This window comes from Massilia sp. METH4, from assembly GCF_037094685.1.
Classification (GTDB): domain Bacteria; phylum Pseudomonadota; class Gammaproteobacteria; order Burkholderiales; family Burkholderiaceae_D; genus Rugamonas.
Genome location: NZ_CP146614.1, coordinates 2,238,889 through 2,257,277 on the forward strand (window position 1 = coordinate 2,238,889; position 18,389 = coordinate 2,257,277).

The 18,389-nt window shown below is 65.7% G+C and carries 16 protein-coding genes; 11 read left to right on the plus strand and 5 right to left on the minus strand.

What is annotated here, in order from left to right; all coding sequences use genetic code 11:
* Positions 1 to 198 precede the first annotated feature (198 nt).
* The 3 genes from rplQ (at position 199) to V6Z91_RS10070 (ending at position 2,127) form a co-directional block, all read left to right on the plus strand.
* Positions 199 to 597, plus strand: coding sequence for a 50S ribosomal protein L17 (gene rplQ, locus V6Z91_RS10060; protein ID WP_338769915.1), 399 nt, complete (start codon positions 199 to 201; stop codon positions 595 to 597).
* A gap of 392 nt (positions 598 to 989) precedes the next feature.
* Positions 990 to 1,343 carry a hypothetical protein gene (locus V6Z91_RS10065; protein ID WP_338769917.1) on the plus strand — a complete coding sequence of 118 codons (354 nt, stop codon included), beginning with the start codon at positions 990 to 992 and terminating at the stop codon, positions 1,341 to 1,343.
* Between the two features lie 298 nt (positions 1,344 to 1,641).
* Positions 1,642 to 2,127, plus strand: a complete 486-nt coding sequence (locus tag V6Z91_RS10070; RefSeq protein ID WP_338769919.1) for a protein-disulfide reductase DsbD domain-containing protein — start codon at positions 1,642 to 1,644, stop codon at positions 2,125 to 2,127.
* A gap of 967 nt (positions 2,128 to 3,094) precedes the next feature.
* On the opposite strand, the gene V6Z91_RS10075 is transcribed toward V6Z91_RS10070, so the two are convergent.
* The gene (locus tag V6Z91_RS10075) at positions 3,095 to 3,568 is read right to left on the minus strand and encodes a Spy/CpxP family protein refolding chaperone (RefSeq protein ID WP_338769921.1); all 474 of its coding nucleotides are present in this window, start codon (positions 3,566 to 3,568) and stop codon (positions 3,095 to 3,097) included.
* Between the two features lie 198 nt (positions 3,569 to 3,766).
* On the opposite strand from V6Z91_RS10075, the gene V6Z91_RS10080 reads away from it, so the two are divergent.
* The 5 genes from V6Z91_RS10080 to V6Z91_RS10100 all read left to right on the plus strand — a co-directional run bounded on the left by V6Z91_RS10080 (position 3,767) and on the right by V6Z91_RS10100 (position 11,421).
* Complete coding sequence (locus tag V6Z91_RS10080) at positions 3,767 to 4,492, plus strand: response regulator (RefSeq protein ID WP_338769923.1); 726 nt, start codon at positions 3,767 to 3,769, stop codon at positions 4,490 to 4,492.
* 24 nt (positions 4,493 to 4,516) lie between these two features.
* Positions 4,517 to 5,872 (plus strand): ATP-binding protein, encoded by a 1,356-nt coding sequence (locus V6Z91_RS10085; RefSeq protein ID WP_338771787.1) that lies wholly within the window; start codon positions 4,517 to 4,519, stop codon positions 5,870 to 5,872.
* A 93-nt stretch (positions 5,873 to 5,965) separates the two neighbouring features.
* Positions 5,966 to 7,147, plus strand: a complete 1,182-nt coding sequence (locus tag V6Z91_RS10090) for an efflux RND transporter periplasmic adaptor subunit (protein WP_338769925.1) — start codon at positions 5,966 to 5,968, stop codon at positions 7,145 to 7,147.
* Positions 7,144 to 10,263, plus strand: a complete 3,120-nt coding sequence (locus tag V6Z91_RS10095; protein ID WP_338769927.1) for an efflux RND transporter permease subunit — start codon at positions 7,144 to 7,146, stop codon at positions 10,261 to 10,263. The genes V6Z91_RS10090 and V6Z91_RS10095 overlap by 4 nt, the downstream gene beginning before the upstream one ends.
* A 225-nt stretch (positions 10,264 to 10,488) precedes the next feature.
* A complete protein-coding gene (locus V6Z91_RS10100) occupies positions 10,489 to 11,421 on the plus strand; it encodes a hypothetical protein (RefSeq protein ID WP_338769929.1) in 933 nt (310 codons plus the stop codon).
* Positions 11,422 to 11,455: 34 nt separating this feature from the next.
* Here the strand turns inward: V6Z91_RS10100 and V6Z91_RS10105 are convergent, their stop codons facing one another.
* From V6Z91_RS10105 to V6Z91_RS10115, 3 genes are all read right to left on the minus strand, one after another.
* The gene (locus tag V6Z91_RS10105; RefSeq protein ID WP_338769931.1) at positions 11,456 to 11,980 is read right to left on the minus strand and encodes a PEP-CTERM sorting domain-containing protein; all 525 of its coding nucleotides are present in this window, start codon (positions 11,978 to 11,980) and stop codon (positions 11,456 to 11,458) included.
* Between the two features lie 264 nt (positions 11,981 to 12,244).
* Positions 12,245 to 12,745: a hypothetical protein gene (locus V6Z91_RS10110; RefSeq protein WP_338769933.1), complete on the minus strand. Its 501-nt coding sequence runs from the start codon at positions 12,743 to 12,745 to the stop codon at positions 12,245 to 12,247.
* 162 nt (positions 12,746 to 12,907) lie between these two features.
* Positions 12,908 to 14,107 carry an MFS transporter gene (locus V6Z91_RS10115; protein WP_338769936.1) on the minus strand — a complete coding sequence of 400 codons (1,200 nt, stop codon included), beginning with the start codon at positions 14,105 to 14,107 and terminating at the stop codon, positions 12,908 to 12,910.
* Positions 14,108 to 14,288: 181 nt separating this feature from the next.
* On the opposite strand from V6Z91_RS10115, the gene V6Z91_RS10120 reads away from it, so the two are divergent.
* Positions 14,289 to 15,221, plus strand: coding sequence for a LysR family transcriptional regulator (locus V6Z91_RS10120; RefSeq protein ID WP_338769939.1), 933 nt, complete (start codon positions 14,289 to 14,291; stop codon positions 15,219 to 15,221).
* On the opposite strand, the gene V6Z91_RS10125 is transcribed toward V6Z91_RS10120, so the two are convergent.
* Entirely contained in the window at positions 15,193 to 16,065 is an 873-nt protein-coding gene (locus V6Z91_RS10125) for a LysR family transcriptional regulator (protein WP_338769943.1), read from the minus strand. The two genes, V6Z91_RS10120 and V6Z91_RS10125, sit on opposite strands and share 29 nt — an antisense overlap.
* A gap of 111 nt (positions 16,066 to 16,176) precedes the next feature.
* Between V6Z91_RS10125 and V6Z91_RS10130 the strand changes: the two genes are divergently transcribed.
* A complete protein-coding gene (locus tag V6Z91_RS10130) occupies positions 16,177 to 17,406 on the plus strand; it encodes an MFS transporter (protein ID WP_338769946.1) in 1,230 nt (409 codons plus the stop codon).
* Between the two features lie 68 nt (positions 17,407 to 17,474).
* Positions 17,475 to 18,380 (plus strand): SDR family oxidoreductase, encoded by a 906-nt coding sequence (locus tag V6Z91_RS10135; protein WP_338769949.1) that lies wholly within the window; start codon positions 17,475 to 17,477, stop codon positions 18,378 to 18,380.
* Positions 18,381 to 18,389: the final 9 nt, after the last annotated feature.

Sequence of the window (18,389 nt, forward strand, 5' to 3'; positions counted from 1 at the left end):
TCTGCGATACTCGCCGTACGAAAGTACGGCTGCGTTTCTCGACCAGAACTGAGCCCTGCTCGCTACGGTTTCTCGAGGCCCCTTGAAGCTGGTTGTTGTACCGTTGCGGCATTTGCCTCAACGTTTTTAATCTACTAACCGACCCGCGCATTTTGCGATCGAAGAGTTCGGATTTAAACATCTTTGAAAGGAAGTACCATGCGTCACCGTCACGGCCTTCGTAAACTGAACCGTACCTCGTCCCACCGTCTGGCAATGCTGCGCAACATGACCGTCTCGCTGCTGCGTCACGAAGCGATCAAGACCACCGTGCCGAAGGCAAAGGAACTGCGCCGCGTCGTCGAGCCGATCCTGACCCTGGGCAAGACCGACACGCTGGCCAACAAGCGCCTGGCATTCGCTCGCCTGCGCGACCGCGAAATCGTCCAGAAGCTGTTCGCTGAACTGGGCCCGCGCTACGCCACCCGCAACGGCGGCTACCTGCGCATCCTGAAGATGGGCTTCCGCGTTGGCGACAACGCTCCGATGGCCTACGTGGAACTGGTCGACCGTCCGGAACCGAGCGACGTCGAAGCAGCACCGACCGCTGAAGAGTGATCTTCGCCAGTCATTGAGGAAGCCGGGCTTGCCCGGCTTTTTTCTTTGGCGCTGTCGCGATTGGTATCTTGCTGCAAAACTTCGCGGCGCCGATCTGCATGAATTGTCGTATAGCGATAATGTGAACAATACCAAGACGACCGGCCCCTGGGCGACCGTATCGGTTTTCCTTGCTCCGCTATCGGCACCACCTTCGACGACGCCGCGCCGAGCCAACGTGTGCAGCCGGAGCAGGGCAGTGCCGGGCACGAAAATGCATCCACTTGTTCGACCGCCATCGGGTGCACGAAAACAATCCCATCGAATTCCAGTCCCATCCTTGATTCGGACCTCGCCGGCCGCGTGCATCGCGTGGCGCGATGCCGGTCGACGCTTACCCCCAGCCTGACATCATGAAGAGTAAATACGCCCTGATTTTTCTGCTGCTCCTGAACGCCATCGCAAGCGGCTACGAAGGCCTGGTGATAGCGCGCGCCCTGCCGCAGTCGCACTGGGCTGGCCTGGTCAGCACCGTGCTCAGCTTGGTCGCGATCGTCTGCTGGTATCACTGGAACAGCATCGAGAAGGGCTTCCGGCGTTGCGCGCCCTGGACCGTCGGCGTCGTTCTACTGCCCTTCCTGGTCATTCCAATGTATATTTTTCGCAGCAATCCGCCAGGCGCGCGCTGGAAAGCGCTCGGTAAATTTGCCGGTTTCCTGTGCCTGGTGCTCGCCGTGTCCATCCTGAGCGCGATCATCGTCGGGTGATGGTCGGCCCGGTAGACCCGCCGGGTGATGCCGGCACCGGGATGCCCCTGGGTTTCTGAACCGGCGCGTGTCTATTGCTGCCGCTTGCCGATGGCCCGGCGTTGCGCCGATTCGTCCAGCACACCATCGACCGGCGCAAGTCCGATGTCGGCGCCTGCTTCCGTTGTCCGGGTGACCCGCAAATGTGCCGGAGCTCTATCCCAACGGCTTGCGTCCGACGACGAAAGTCTTCCTGGCCCGCTGTCGCGGGGATTTCTTCCGGTGTACCATGCCATGGTTCACCCAGCCGAGTTGCCGTATGTCCGTCCTGTTGCGCCTGTCCTGCCTGTCTGTCCTCGTTCTCGCGCTGGTGCCACCTGCCCGCGCCGAGGAAGACTTCCTTCCGCCCAACGTCGCGTTCCAGTTCTCGTCGCGCATGGCCGATGCGAACACGGTCGAAGCGACCTGGCGAATCGCCGAGGGCTATTACATGTATCGCGAGCAGTTCAAGTTCCGCGCCGCTGGCGCCGAGCTCGGCGCGGCTGGTATCCCGCCCGGCAAGATAAAGTTCGACGAAACGTTCAACAAGAACGTGGAGATCTTCCGCCACAAGGTGACGATTCGCGTTCCCGTGACCGCCAAGGGCGCGTTCACGCTGACGGCTATCGGGCAAGGCTGTGCCGACAAGGGCCTGTGCTATTCGCCACAGGACGCCACGGTGCGATTGTCCGCCACGGGCGGGGCGACGACGGCGCCGATGGGCGGCTTTGCCGTGCCGTCGATGAGCCGGCCAACCATGCGTTGATGGCCGTTCCGGCCCGACCGCGCGCTCAGGGGCATCTTCCACGTATCTATGGCAAGCGGGACATTGGCGTCCTGGTAGTGCTGTACCTGGCGCCTGGCAGCGTCGTGTTCCAAGACGCCCGATTGCACCTTCATTGCCGGGCTTGAATTAATGGCCGGGTGAGCGCTGTCGGGTATTGCCGGCTGCCTCAATATGCTACGTCCGCAATAAGTGGCAGACGCAGGCCATCTCCCACATTCATTGTGCCCGGTATTGTCCAGTCCTCCGCGACAGCCGAGTATGTGGCCTCGGCCCGGCCGGCGCAATCATGTGCTTGGGTGGAATGTGCACACGCACTGTTGCGATTGGAAGCGAAGCAAAATGGTCGGCAATGCCGGCTGATTAACGGAACATCAGCACACGCTGGAATTCCACGACCGTTGCGTGCGATAAAAGAGAAAAGCTCGTCATTATCGGTGCCGGCTGCAATGGCAAACAAAGCACGACGGTCTGCCAGGCCGTTATGCAGTCGCATCGCGGATATGGGTCACCGCCGCCCAAGCATCTCGCCTCGCTTCAAAAGCGCCGACCCATATGGTTCGCCGTAATGGCAGGGCAATCGGCTAAAACGTGACGTCCCTTCACAGTAACGCTTGAAAGTCTAGCTCTTGCAGCAGCGACACCGGCTTGCCCGGCCGGTTTTGAATAAACCAGAGCAGCGTAATAACGCTTCGGGATGCTCCCGGCTGTAAATACCTCGGGAACCGGGGGCTGACGCGGCCTTCAGAACGTTTTTGCAGACGAGTGAGCGGCGCGCACCGCAAACCGGACGACGGGGCTCCTCGACGCAGTACATGCGTGCGACCGCTGAACGAACCTTCGCCGCACGTGCAAGCGCCGCGTGCCAAAATCCGGCCTGTTCACGCTGAAAACTGGCATGGATTGCCGCTGACGAGCCGCAGCGGCCTGCCGCGGTCTCCTTAGGCAATCAGCCGCGACGGTGTGAATGATGCCTGCCGTCGCCGCCTCGCTTGCCAGTTGCCCCATGCTGGTCGAATACCTTCTGCTGTTCCGGCGTCAAGACCGCATAAAAGGTCTTCAATGCCGCCAGGCGGCTTTCCTGCTGCGCGACGCGCGCTTTGGCGGACTCCAGCCTTTTTTCCGCACGCTGTGGCGCCGGCAAATCCCTGAATGCCGCGCGATCCACCCGCCCGACCGGTTGCTGCGGCGTGATCGCGGCAATATAGGTTTTCCAGGACGCTTCCTGATTCGGTGTCAATGCCAGCGCATCATGCAGTTTTTGCTGCCGCTGCGCGATCCGCTCCGCACGTTTCGCGGGATCGAATTTCGTTTCGGCATACGCATGGTTCCGCGGCGTTTCCACGGCCGGTGCCGCCATCGCGGCGGAGCCGATGCCAAGCAGCGTGACGCCAACGATAATGCTTTTACGCAGGATATTCATGGTGATTCCTTTACTTGAGTAAGTTCGGTTGTGCTTGCAGCACTGCACGGAAAACAGTTTCGCAATGCCGTGTTTCCAGAGCGTTTCCCGAACGCGGCAATTTGTATCCGTTTGTGTCCCCGCGAAATGTGCCGCGCATATACAAGACGATACAAACCGCCGTTGGTCTTCCTCTGCCGATCTGGCGATAATTGGAGGATGGAACCGATACCTAGCATTCTGATCGTCGACGACGACCGCGATATCCGCACCTTGCTGGCCGATTACCTGGAGTCCAACGGTTACCGCACCTACGGCGCGGCCGATGGCGTCGCCATGTGGAAACAGCTGGACGAGACGAAGCCCGACCTGATCGTGCTCGACCTGAACATGCCGGGCGAAGACGGCCTCACGCTGTGCCGCAAGCTGCGGGCGCATTCGAACCTGCCCGTCATCATGCTGACCGCGCGCAGCGAACCGCTGGACCGTATCCTCGGTCTCGAGATGGGCGCGGACGATTACCTGCCCAAGCCCTTCGAACCGCGCGAGCTGCTGGCCCGCATCCGCAGCGTGCTCCGGCGCAGCAATTCCATGCCGTCCGGCGGCATCGACAAGGCGTCGCAGATCCGCTTCTCGAACTGGACACTGGACCTGACCGCCCGCCACCTGCTCAATCCCGACGGCGTGGTGATCATGCTGTCCGGCGCCGAGTTCCGGCTGCTGAAAGTCTTCCTCGAGCATCCGAACCGGGTGCTGAACCGCGACCAGTTGCTGAACCTGACGCAGGGCCGCGACGCCGACCCGTTCGACCGTTCGATCGACATCCAGATCAGCCGGCTGCGGCAGAAGCTGGGCGAAGATGCGCGAGTGCCGCAAATTATCAAGACGGTGCGCAACGGCGGCTACGTGCTGGCCGGCAGCGTGTCGGTCGAACCCCGTGCATAAGAAGCAAGTGAGCGCGTGGCTACGCTGAAAAACTTCATCAACTCGATGACCGGGCGCGTTTTCCTCGCGCTCATGGTCGGTATCGTCGCATCGGCCGCGCTCACGCAATGGCTGGCCGTCAACGAACGCCAGCGCACGCTGGAACGTTATCGCAATTTCCATGCGCTCGAGCGCGCCGAGCAGATTATCGAAACGACTGACGTGGTGCGCCCGGAATCGCGCGCGCAGTACCTGGCCGTGTCCAGCAAGAGCAGCATGCGTCTCGAGATCGCCGGTGACAGCGATCTCACGATGCATCCGCCCACCGAATTCTCGGCGGCGCTGGCGCAGCGGCTGCCGCGCGACTTCCAAGTGATCGCGATGGCCGAACGGCCGCCGCAGTGCGAACGGCGCACGAGCACGATGACGCTGTTCGGCCCGGGGCAATGGCGCGGCACGTGCGAATCGGTCAAGGTCGTGATGACCGATGGGCAAGTGCTGAAGCTGTCGGTCCTGCCGCCGCGTGGCTCGATCCCTACCGGCCACAACGAATACGCCGTCTTCGTGCCTTTCCTGCTGTGCATTGCCGTGCTGGCCTACCTGGTCACGCGCATGACGGTGCGCCCGCTGAAGCAGCTGGCCCAGGCCGCCAAGGATCTCGGTAACGACATCAACAAGCCGCCGCTCGAACTGGCCGGCGCGTCCGAAATCCGGCAGGCCAGCGCCGCGTTCAACGCCATGCAGGGGCGCATCCGCCAGCACATCGCGCAGCGCACCGAGATGCTGGCCGCCATCACGCACGACTTGCAGACGCCGCTCACCCGGCTGCGCCTGCGACTCGAAAAGGTGAGCGACGCCGACCTGCAGCAAAAGCTGATCGGCGACCTGTCCGCCATGCAGCAGATGATCCGCGAGGGGCTGGACCTGGCGCGCAGCATGGACACCACCGGCACGATGCAGAAGCTGGACCTCGATTCGCTGCTCGACAGCGTGTGTGCCGACGCGCTCGACGCGGGCCAGCCGGTCGAACTGAAAGGCAAGTCCGGCATGGCCCTGCTGGGCCGCCCGCTGGACGTGCGGCGCTGCCTCGTCAACCTGATCGACAACGCCGTGAAGTATGGCCACAAGGCCCACGTGACGGTGGAACGGCTGGCCGGGGCGGCGCGCATCCGCATCCGCGACGAAGGCCCCGGCATTCCGCAAGACCAGCTGGCGCGCGTGTTCGAGCCGTTCTACCGGGTGGAGACATCGCGCTCGCGCGAATCCGGCGGCACGGGCCTGGGCTTGACGATCGCCCGCAACATCGCCGAGCAACACGGCGCCACGCTGAGCCTCGCCAACGGCGACGCCGGCGGGCTGGAAGCCGTGTTGACGCTACCCGAGTTCTATGTTGGAAAGTAACCGCAAGGTAACAAGCCCGTAGCAGTTTGGTGAGACAATGCCCGGCCGATTCCTCCAGGAAATATTCGTAGCCAACATCAACCACTTAAAAAAATGAAAAAATCCACTTTGGGAGTACTGGTTGCTGCAGCCATCGCCGCAGGTGCCGGGGCCTGGCATTTCTCGCGCGCGCCGGAGCCGGAGCAGCATGCGGCCGCCGGCCAGGGCAAGGGACCTGGCGAGGGCAGGGGCCCGACCACCGTCAATGTCGTCGCGCCGAAGCGGCAGGACGTGCCCATCCGCCTCCAGGCGAACGGCACCGTGAGTCCGATCAGCACGGTGGACCTGCACCCGCAGACCACCAGCACCATCGTCAAGGTGCACGTGAAGGAAGGCGATTTCGTCAAGGAAGGCCAGCTGATGTTCTCGCTGGACAGCCGCAGCGAATCGGCGAACCTGCAAAAGGCCCAGGCCGAGGTGGCGCGCGACCGCGCCACGCTGGCGGACCTGGAGCGCCAGTACAAGCGCAGCGTGGAACTGTTGAGCCAGAAATTCATCGCGCAGGGCGCCGTCGACACCCTGAAGAGCCAGGTCGACGCCGCGCGCGCCGAGCTGGAGGCCAACATCGCCGCAGCCCGCGCGATCGAGGTCGGCCAGAGCTACACGACGATCCGCGCGCCGATGGCGGGCCGCGTGGGCGGCATCAATGTCTATCCGGGCAGCCTCGTGCAACTGTCCACGTCGCTCACGACGATCACCCAGCTCGACCCGATCAATGTCGCGTTCACCGTGCCGGAAACGAATCTGGCCGCGCTGCTCGACGCCCAGCGCGCCGGCAAGGTGCCCGTGCAGGTATTCCACCGGGGCTCGACGACACCGATCGAAGGCCAGCTGTCCTTCATCGACAACACCGTCGATCCGCAGGCCGGGGTGATCCGGGTGAAGGCCCAGTTTTCCAACCGGGACACGCGGCTATGGCCGGGCCAGTACGTGAACACGGAAGTCACGGTGGAGACGCTGCGCGATGCACTGGTGGTGCCGCAGAACGCCATCATCACCAACTCGCGCGGCACCTTCGTCTACACGGTCGGGCCGGACAGTACGGCCAGGGTGGCGAATGTGGAGCGCGTGCACGCATTCGGGCCGGATGCCGCCGTGCGCGGCCTCGCCGGCAATGAACGCGTGATTGTCGAAGGCAAGCAGAACCTGCGCCCCGGCGGCAAGGTGCGGGTGGCCGAGGGACGGCACCCCGACGCCCGGTTGGCCGAGCAGGGTAGCCCGAAGGGTATGGAATGAACCTCTCCGAGCTCTCGATCCGGCGCCCCGTGATGGTGGTGCTGCTGTCGCTGTCGCTGATCCTGGCCGGCGTGCTGGCCTACCTGCACATCCCGGTCGCCGCGCTGCCCAGCTATAACACCCCCGTCATCAATGTGTCGGCCGACCTGGCTGGCGCCAGCCCGGACACGATGGCCTCGTCCGTGGCGCTGCCGCTGGAAAAGCAGTTCTCCACGATCGCCGGCCTGACGATGATCACGTCGACGAGCACGCAGGGCAATACCTCGCTCACGCTGGAATTCGATTCGAGCATCGACGTCAACGAAGCCGCCGTCGACGTGCAGGCAGCGCTGCTGCGCGCGCAGCGGCAACTGCCGCAGGAAATGACGGACCTGCCGTCGTACCGCAAGATCAACCCGGCCGATGCCCCCGTGCTGTTCATGGCGATGAATTCGCCGTCGCTGTCGCTCTCCGAGCTGAACGATTACGCGGAAAACCTGATCGCGCCCAGCCTGTCCACCTTGCCCGGCGTGGCGCAAGTGACTGTCAACGGCCAGAAGCGCTTTGCCGTGCGGGTGCGCGCCAAGTCGGACCTGCTGAACGCGCGTGACCTCACGCTGGCCGACGTGCAGGCGGCCATCCGCAGTTCCAATGCCAACACGCCGCTGGGCGTGCTGGACGGCCCCGACCAGACGTTGACGATCCAGGGCAATGCCCAGCTGATGAAGGCGGCCGACTACCGCGACCTGATCATCGCCACCCGCAACGGCGAGCCCGTGCGCCTGAAGGACGTGGCCACGGTCGAGGACAGCTTCCAGTCCACCAAGTCGTTCGGCAGCTACAACGGCGAACGCTCGATCGTGCTGCTGGTGCAGCGCCAGCCGGACGCGAACACCGTGCAGGTGGTCGACGGCGTGAAGGCGCTGCTGCCGCGCTTCCGCGCGCAATTGCCGGAATCGATCAACATCAGCCTCGTCAACGACCGCTCGGTGTCGATCCGCGAAGCGATCCACGACGTCAACCTCACCCTCGCGCTGACGATCGTGTTGGTGGTGCTGGTGATCTTCCTGTTCCTGCGCCGCGCCGTGGCCACGCTGATCCCGGCCGTCACGATGCCGATTTCGCTGTTGGGAGCGCTATCCCTGCTGTACGCGCTGGGCTATAGCCTGGACAACATCTCGCTGCTGGGCATTACGCTGGCCGTGGGCCTGGTGGTCGACGACGCGATCGTGGTGCTGGAAAACATCGTGCGGCATATCGAGCACGGCAAGAAGCCGCTGCAGGCCGCCCTGATCGGCTCGCGCGAAATGGGCTTCACGATCGTGTCGATCTCGATCTCGCTGGTGGCCGTGTTCATCCCGATCTTCTTCATGCCCGGCGTGATGGGCCTGATGTTCCGCGAATTCGCCGTGATCGTGGCGCTGGCCGTGCTGGTTTCCGCCGTGATCTCGCTGACCCTGGTGCCGATGATGGCGGCGCGCTTCCTGCCGGCCGACTCGCATGAAACGTCGGGCGACGACACCTTCGTCGGCCGGCATTTCGAGCGCGGCTTCAACGCCGTGCTGAAGGGCTATGGCCGCACGCTGGACGTGGCCATGAAGCACAAGTACATCGTGCTGGGCGTGGCGATCGGCACCTTCGCGCTCACGGTGGTCATGTATGCCTCGATGCCGAAGGGCTTCTTCCCGGAAGAGGATATCGGCCAGTTCCGCGTCAACACCGAAGCTTCCGAGGATATCTCGCCGACGGCCATGCTGGCGCTGCAGGATCGCGTGGCCGCCATCATCAAGGCCGATCCGGCGGTGAAGAGCGTGGTGTCGTTCACCGGCGGCGGCAACACCGGCCGCATGTTCGTGGTGCTGGTGCCGCGTGGCGAGCGCCAGGCGATGCCGCACGTGCTGGAGGGCTTGCGCAAGAAGATGCGCGACGTGGCCGGCATTGCGGTCTACATGTCGCCCGTGCAGAACCTGCAGCTGGGCGGCCGCCAGAGCAAGAGCCGCTACCAGTACACGCTGCAATCGGTTAGCCCGGACGCGCTGAACGACTGGGCCGAGCGCTACCTGGAGCGCATGCGCGCCGATCCGGACTTCCGCGACGTGACGAGCGATTCGCAGAACAAGGGATTGCAGGCCACGCTGGACATCGACCGCGACAAGGCCAATACGCTGGGCGTGGCGATCGGCGATATCCGCACCGCGCTGTACCTGGCGTTCGGCGAACGGCAGGTGTCGACGATCTACTCGTCCGCCGCCAGCTACTACGTGATCCTGGAAGCGGCCGACGAGGACCGCCGCTACGAGGATGCGCTGACCAAGGTCTCGGTGCGCAATTCGGCGGGGCAGCTGATCAGGCTGTCGAGCTTCGCCACCGTGCGGCGCACGGTCGGCCCCACGGCCGTCAACCACCAGGGCCAGCTGCAGGCGGTGACGGTGGCGTTCAACCTGGCGCCGGGCGTGCCGCTGGGCCGCGCCACGGCGAAGATCGACGCGATGGGCCAGGAATTCGGCCTGCCGCCCTCGATCATCACGAACTATGGCGGCGACGCGGCGGTGTTCCAGAGCTCGCAGGGCAGCCAGGTGATCCTGATCGTGGCCGCGCTGGCCGTCATCTATGTGTTGCTGGGCGTGCTGTACGAAAGCTTCATCCACCCGCTGACGATCCTGGCCGGCCTGCCGTCGGCCGCCGTGGGCGCGCTGCTCACCCTGTGGCTGTTCGACATGGACCTGACGATGATCGCCATCATCGGCATCCTCATGCTGATCGGCATCGTGAAGAAGAACGCGATCATGATGATCGACTTCGCGTTGCAGGCGCAGCGCGAGGAGGGCAGGACGCCGGCCGAGGCGATCCGCGAAGCGTGCCTGCTGCGCTTCCGTCCGATCATGATGACGACCCTGGCAGCCTTCATGGGCGCGCTGCCGATCGCCCTGGGCCTGGGCGCCGGCGCCGAACTGCGCCAGCCGCTGGGCCTCGCGGTGTGCGGCGGGCTGATCTTCTCGCAGGTGATCACGCTGTACGTCACCCCGGTGATCTACCTGTTCCTCGACAAGTACAGCGGCAATGGCCCGATGAGCGACGCCGAACTGGCCGAGTTGCCGCCGGAACCGCCGAAAGTCGAACTGAAAGCGGTGTCATAAAGAAACATTGCCTCAAAAATGGGGACAGACCCCATTTTTGAGGCAACTTTGCAGCAACTTGTTCAATGCAGCGCATCCATTAGGGCTGGCTGAAATCGCGCTTTCCTGCCCCCAACTGTCGCCCATGGAACGGATACATACGGTAACATCCGTTAATTGCAAGCTCGCGTAAGCTTGCCCGACTTGGTCCGGCGCCGCCGGTTCGTGCACAGAAAACGGTTTATCTTGCTCCAGCCCAGCCACACCCACGGTCCCGACGACGACATCTGCCCTACCTGCGGCCAGGTCCTTCCGGCCGGCGGACTTCCGCTCCGGTATGGCGACGACAACAAGCCCAACCGCATCGGCCTCGCTATCGCGATCGGCTTGCACGTGCTCGTCATCGCGTTGATCTTGTGGAACCCGCAAACCTACGTCAAGCTCACGCCCCCGTCCAAAGCGGGCGAAATGGTGTGGGTCGCGCCGGTAGCACCCAAGCCAACCCCGCCGAAACCGCAGCCGGCGCCGCAAAAGCCCACGCCGCAACGGGAACCGAAAGTCGCGCAGACGCGCCCGAAACCGCCAGCGGCGCCACCCATCAAGCGCACCAACAACGATGCGATCACGGACCCGCGCCGGGCGGAAACGCCGCCACCGCCACCGGTGAAGGCCGACCTGACGCCGCCGCCGCCTGACGTGACCGACATGTCGCAGATGATCGAAGCGGCACGCCGCCGGCGCGGCGCCGTCGAAAGCCAGCCATCGGACAGCGCCGCGAGCGAGGATGCGAAGGCCAAGGCGCGCGCCATGGCCAACATCATGGGCGCCCAGGGCCGCAACGCGGCCGGCGAGCGCGAGGATTCCGGCGGCATCTTCGACGTGCAGAACCAGACCTTCAACAGCGCCGACCTGAAGTTCCGAGGCTGGAACACGAACTTCAAGCGCCGCTGGCTCACGCAGGTGAAGGTGGAGCTGGGCAACGAGATCGATATCGAGAATGCGATCGTGACGAAGATGATCGAGCTGATCCGCAAGGAAAAGCCGGGCGACTTCGAGTGGGAATCCCACCGGCTCGGCCGCGTGGTGAAGATGAGTGCGCGCAAGGAAGACGAGCCGGAACTGCGCGCCTTCCTCCTCAAGGAAATGTTCCCCCGCTATATTCGCCCGGCAGGCAGGTAACGCACGGTAGCCTGCCGCGGCACGGCCAGCGTGGTCAGGCGTGGTGCGGATTGCCTCGCGCGCGGGTTCGCCGATGCGCCACGGCGACGACCGCGCCGCCGGCAAGAAGCAGGAGCCAGGCCGCCGGTTCCGGGACCGCGCTGACCGTCAGCACGGAATGCAACCGGCTCGATCCCGGCTCTAAAATATCGTAATGCGTGCCGATCGTCCACAGGGCTCCATACTCGAAATAAGCCGGGCTCCCGATGCCGATTCCGCTGACCGGATCCCAGAAGAGGGTCTTGACCATCGTATAGGGCTCCAGCGCGTCCGAGGTGAACCGGGCATCCGGGCTGAACCAGACCTCGTCGCAGGCCCACGTGCAGGCCGGATCCAGCTGGATGGTGTGCATCCGCTCGGGCCTGACATCGAACGTGGCCTCGATGGTGAATGACTCGGCGCCAGGGTCGAACGGGTTCGGATACGGCGTGTAGAAGTGCACGTGCAGGATCGTCGCATACGCGGAATTGACCAGCAACAGGGATATCGCGCACGCGAGGGTGCGGAACAGAGCTTTCATGTCACCTCCTTTATAAGCGTGGAACATATGCGCTACCGGATCAGCATAGCAATCCCCCGCTGGTTCCGGTAGGGTGAGCTGTGCAGGAGCCGCTCCTGTCGTGCTTGCACAACGGAGGACAACGCGGACCACAACGGCCGTCATCCGCCGACGGCGATGAGGGCATGGCGGTCGGGGTAGAGCCCGGTCCAGCATACGTGGCCGGCAAGGGGAATCGTCCGGCACCCGAGTGCCGGGCTCCGCCTTGCAGGCAACAGCGCTTTCTCAACGGGTCTTCCGCTTCGCGCTCCTGCCACGCCAACGCAGGGCGGCCAGGGCAATCGCGCCCGCGCCCAGCATGTGCGCCGCAGCCGGCTCCGGAATCGGGCTGACAGTCAGGAAGGCGGGCAGCAGGGAGGGCCCGGACACGGATTCGTAGGTGCCGAAGCTGCCGAGCGCGCCGGGTGGGAAATAGTAGCCGAGCATCAGTGCGCCTCCGTTCTCCCACCTTTCGATGCGGATCATCGCGTTGTTGAACGGCGAATAACCGGAGGCCCGCGCATCCGGGACCAGCAGCGCTGCCCAGCAGACAGTGCATTCCGGCTCGCTCAGGTAGAGCGGCGTGTCCGTCGACGGGAAGTCGGCCAGTGGCACGTCGAAGGTGTAATTTTCCGGGCCTTCGATGGGTCTCAGGTCGCCGGTGAAATGCAATCTGATCTCGCCCAATGCCGCGTTCGACAGCAGCAGGCAAACGGTGCAGGCAAGCGTGCGCAGCAGAGCTTTCATGTCTTCTCCTCGATCCTCGGATACGGCAAAAAGAACTACGGCCCCGATCAGCATATCAGCCGCGTGCCGCTTGACCTGTAATGAATTGTCGCCGTGACAAGGCCGCAACACCCGTGCGCAAGGCCCCGGGCGCGGCGCGGCCTTTGATTGCCGCACGTGCCGTCAAACCGCCGCGGCTTGCCGCTCCGAGGCCTCGCCGACCCAGTACAGCAGGGCCGCGGCCGGCATCGCCATGCCGGCCAGCAGCGCGGCATGCCAGCCATGGCGGGCATACACCCAGCCGCCCAGCGCGGAACCCGCAGCGCCGCCCGCGAAGAAGACGGCGAAATACAGCCCGTTCAGGCGGCTGCGCACTTCCGCGCCCAGGGTGAAGATGGCACGCTGGCCCAGCACCAGGTTGGCCGCCACGCCCATGTCCAGCACGATCGATGCGATTCCCAGGATGGCCAGCGCCACGTCGCGCGAGCCCGGCGCAATCAGTGGCAGGGCAAAGCCGGCGATGCCCAGGCCCAGCGCGGCCGCGGTGGCGGCCAGGCTGTGCCCCGCGTCCGCCAGCTTGCCGGCGACCGGCGAGGCCACGGCGCCCGCCATGCCGACCAATGCGAAGACAGCGATGCCTGTTTGCGACAAGCCGAACATGGGACTGGCCAGCGCCAGCGGCACCACGGTCCAGAACAGGCTGAACGAACCGAACAGGCCGGCATGATACGCGGCGCGGCGGCGCAGCACGGGTGTGGTCTTGAACAGGGTCCACAGTGAGCCGATCAGTTTCGGGTAGGTCGTGCGCGAGTGCGGCACCCGCTGCGGCAGCTTCGCGCGCAGCACGAGGGCGAGCAGGGCGATGAGCACGGCCGCGCCGGCGAACACCACGTGCCAGCTCGTGCGGTCGGCCACCAGGCTGGCTGCCGGCCGCGCCAGCATGATGCCCAGCAGCAGGCCGCTGACGACCTTGCCCACCGTATGCCCCCGCTTCGATTCATGGGACAGGTGGGCGGCGAACGGCACCAGGATCTGTGCCGCCACGGAGCCGAGGCCGATCGCCAGCGCGGCGGCCAGGAAGACCCACGCGCTGGTCGCGAAGGCCGCGGCCACCAGCGCGACCGCCGTGGCGGCCAGCGCCGTCACGACCAGCCGCCGGTTTTCCAGCAGGTCGCCCAGCGGCACGATGAACAGCAGGCCCAGCGTATAGCCGATCTGCGTGAGCGTGACGACGAGCCCGGCCGCGTCGGCCGACAACCCGGTGGCGGTCGCGATCGGCCCCACCAGCGTTTGCGCGTAGTACAGGTTGGCGACGATGAGCCCAGCGGCCGCCGCCAGCAATGCCACCATCGAGGGGGCGATGTGTTCTTGATGCGATGTCATGGTGTTCTCCAGTTACGTGGACCGGGTCCAGTGTGCGGCCCGCCCGGCGGTATGTACTCCGCCATTGGTGGCGCCGCTTCCCGGCAAGGATGGATGGAGAAAGTGTACGGAGCGAAAGGGAGAAGATAATCCACCAATAATCGCCCTATACTTTTCACATCATGTGAACAATGGAAGGGCCATGGATAAACTGCGCGCCATGCAGGTCTTCGTGCGCATCGTCGAAGCGAACAGTTTCACGAAGGCCGCCGAAACGCTGGCCCTGCCGCGCGCGGCGCTGACGACCACGATCAAGAACCTCGAAGCGTACCTGGGCACCACGCTGCTGCAACGCACCACGCGGCGGCTGGCGCTCACGCCCGACGGTGCCGAGTACCACGCCCAGTGCCTGCAGATCCTCGCCGCGGTCCAGGCGGCCGAGCAGCCCTTCCGGGGCGGTGCCGGCAAGCCGCGCGGCACCCTGCGGGCCGACTTGCCCGATGCGGTCGGCCGCCACGTGGTATTGCCCCAACTGTCCAGCTTCACCGACGCGTGGCCCGAGCTGGCGCTCACGCTGAGCTTCTCCGACCGCCTCGTCGATCTGACGCAGGAGGGGATCGATTGCGCGCTGCGGGTGGGCGCATTGCAGGACTCGGCGCTGGTGGGGCGGCAGGTGGGCAGCATGCGGTTCGCTACCTGCGCGGCGCCGGCCTACCTCGACCGCCACGGCACGCCCGCCACGATCGAGGACTTGCGCCGCCACCAGGGCATCGTGCATTTCTCGGGCCGCACCGGCCGGCCCTTCGACTGGGATTTCATGGCGGGTGGCGAGGTGGTGAAGATGCAGGTGCCGGGGCGCATCGCCATCAACAATGCCGACGCCAACGTGGCCTGCGCCCTGCAGGGCCTCGGCATCACGCAGGCGGCCCGCTACCAGGTGCGCGGGTACCTCGAACGGGGCGAACTGGTGGAGCTGCTGGCCGACACGCCGCCGGCGCCCATGCCGGTATCGCTGCTGTATCCGCGCGGGCGCATGGCCGCGCCGAAGTTGCGCGTGTTCGCCGCATGGGTCACGGATCTGCTGGCGCGCGAGCCGGACCTGGCGATCACGGCTGGAACAGGCGTTCGGCCATGAAGTCGATGAACACGCGCAGCTTGGGCGACAGGTGGCGCGACGATGGCCACAGCAGCCGGAACATGCCGGTATGGCGCACGTGCCTGTCCAGCACCGTCACCAGCGTGCCCGCCGCCAGCTGGGTACGGATCGCGAAATCGGGCAGGCAGGCGATGCCGAACCGCTGTTCGGCCATGCCGATCAGCGGTTCGACGCTGTTGGCGATCACGGTCGTCGGTAACTCGACGGGGCGGCGCAGCGGCCACGGTTCCAGCTTGCCGCTGGTGGCGTAACGGTGCAGCAGGCAGGCGTGGTTCGCCAGGTCGGCGGGGCGGATGGGCGTGCCGCGCGCCGCGAGGTAGGCGGGCGCGGCGACGAGCTTCAGGTGGAAGTCGCCCAGCTTGCGGCTCATCAGGCGCGAGTCGCTCACGTTGCCGGCCCGGATCACGCCATCGAACCCTTCGTCGATGACGTCGACGAAGCGGTCGCTGAAATCGAGATCGAGCTCGATGTCCGGCCAGCGCCGCATGAATGCCGTCAGCGCTGGCAGCATCAGCGTGCCCGCGTGCGGCATGCTGATACGCAGCTTGCCGCGCGGCGCACCCTGCAGCTGCGCCAGTTCCAGCTCCGCCGCCTCGATCTCGCAGAAGATGCGGCGGCAGCGTTCCAGGAACAGGGCGCCTTCCGGCGTCAGCGTCATCGAGCGCGTGGAACGGTGGAACAGCCGCACGGCCAGCCTTTCTTCCAGGCGCGCCACCGCCTTGCCCACGGCCGACGATGACACCCCGAGGGTCTGCCCCGCCTTGGTGAAGCTGCGCGCCTCGGCGGCCTGCACGAAGGCATTCAATGCGCCGATATTGTCCATGGATTCCCCATTACGGACATCTTTGTCCGATATCTCCGGAACTGCGGCCCGATTCTCTCACGAACCGGACTCGCCTATGCTGGTTCCTCGACCAGACGACAAGGAGAATCCATGACATCCCCATTGCACTCCGACCGCCTGCCGCTGGGGCGCCTGCTGGCTCTGACCATGGCGGCTTTCATCACGGTGGTGACCGAATCGCTGCCCGCCGGCCTGATGCCGCAGATGCGCGCCGGCCTGGCCGCCTCGGACGCCATGATCGGGCAACTGATCACCGCCTACGCGCTGGGCACCCTGCTGACCGCAGTGCCGCTCACGGCCGCTACGCAGGCCTGGCGGCGCCGGCCCCTGCTGCTTGCCGCCATGACCGGCTTCGCACTCGCCAATACCGTCACGGCGCTGTCCACGAGTTATATGTTGACGCTGGCCGCGCGTTTCATCGCCGGCGTTGCGGCAGGGCTGCTGTGGGCACTGGCCGCCGGCTATGCGGCCAGGATGGTCGCGCCGCGCCTGCAGGGCAGGGCGATCGCCGTCGCCATGGCCGGTATCCCGGTGGCGCTGTCGGCGGGCTTGCCCGCCGGCGCGTTCGCCGGCACTGAACTCGGCTGGCGCGCCACCTTCGGCATCGTCAGCGTGCTGGCGCTGGCCGCGATCGCGTGGATTGCCGCCGCCGTGCCCGACTTCCCGGGCCAGCCGCGCGGGCGCGGCATGACCTTGAAGGAAGTATTGCTGCTGCCCGGCGTGCGCGCCGTGCTGTTCGTCACACTGGCCTACGTGCTCGCCCATAACGTGCTGTACACGTACATCGCGCCCTTCATCGCGCCGGCCGGCCTGGCGGCGCGGCTCGATGCGGTGCTGCTGCTGTTCGGTGTTGCCTCGCTGGCCAGCATCTGGCTCACGGGCATGCTGATCGACCGCTGGCTACGCGCGCTGGTGCTGGGCAGCACCGTGCTGTTCGGCGCATCCGTCCTCGTGCTTGCCTGCTTCGGCACTGTCCCCGCCGTGGTGTGGGCCGCGGTCGCGGCCTGGGGGCTCGCCTACGGCGGCGTACCGACGCTGTTCCAGACCGCGTCCGCCCAGGCGGCCGGCGACGCCGCCGATGTGGCGCAGTCGATGATCGTGACGATCTGGAACCTGGCGATCGCCGTTGCCGGGGCAGGTGGCGGTCTGTTGCTCGAAGCAGCCGGCCCGGCCGCATTGCCCTGGGCGCTGCTGGCGCTGCTCGCGCCGGCATGGCTCGTCGCCTGGCGGGCACGCAGCCACGGCTTTCCGCCCGCGCCGCGCCTTGCCGGCAGCGCTTCCGGCAGCGCCTCGGCCGGCGAGTGCCGCGCGGCCGGATGAGCAGGGTTGCCGCGAGGCGCGCGTTGCGTCGCCGCCTTTCCTGCTAAGTTGGCGGCTGCATCGTTCGCATGAAAGGAACTCCCGTGGCCATCGTCCTGAAGCCGCTCGACCGGCAAGTCATCGTCATCACCGGCGCCAGCAGCGGCATCGGCCTGGCAACCGCCAAGAATGCCGCCGCGCGCGGCGCCAGCATCGTCCTCGTGGCGCGTGGCAACGACGTGCTGGAAGCGGTGGCATCGACCATCGCCGCCGACGGCCGCGAAGTGCTGTGCGTGCCGGCCGACGTGGCCGACCGGGGGCAGGTCGACCAGGTGGCCGCCGCGGCGATCGCCCGCTTCGGCCGCATCGACACGTGGGTCAACAATGCCGGCTGCACGATCTATGGCCGCATCGAGGAAGTGAGCGAGGCCGACAGCCGCCGGCTGTTCGAGACCAATTTCTGGGGCATGGTCAACGGTTCGCTGGCGGCGCTGCCGCACCTGCGCCGGCAGGGCGGGGCGCTGATCAACGTGGGCAGCGAAGCCTCCGAAGTGCCGATTCCCATGCAGGGCATGTACACGGCTTCGAAGCATGCCGTGAAGGGGTTCACGGATACGCTGCGGGTGGAAGTCGAGCAGGTCGACGGCGCGCCGGTGTCGATCACGCTGGTCGAGCCCACCTCGGTCGATACGCCGCTGCCGCAGCACGCGCGCAACTACATGGATAGGGAACCGACGTTGCCTTCACCCAAGCTCGACCCGCACCAGGTGGCAGATGCCATCCTGGATGCGGCCACCACGCCGCGGCGCGACGTGAAGGTGGGCGTGATCGCCACGCTCGACGTGGCGGTGCAGAAGGCGTTGCCCGCGCTGGGCGACCGCGTGGCGCCGTTGCAGGTGCCGCGCCAGCAGCGCGACGAGGCGCCCGAACGGCCGGCGGGGGCGCTGTACACGTCTGGCGGGGATGGGCGGATCTACGGGAAGGCGGGGGGATGAAAAAAGCGG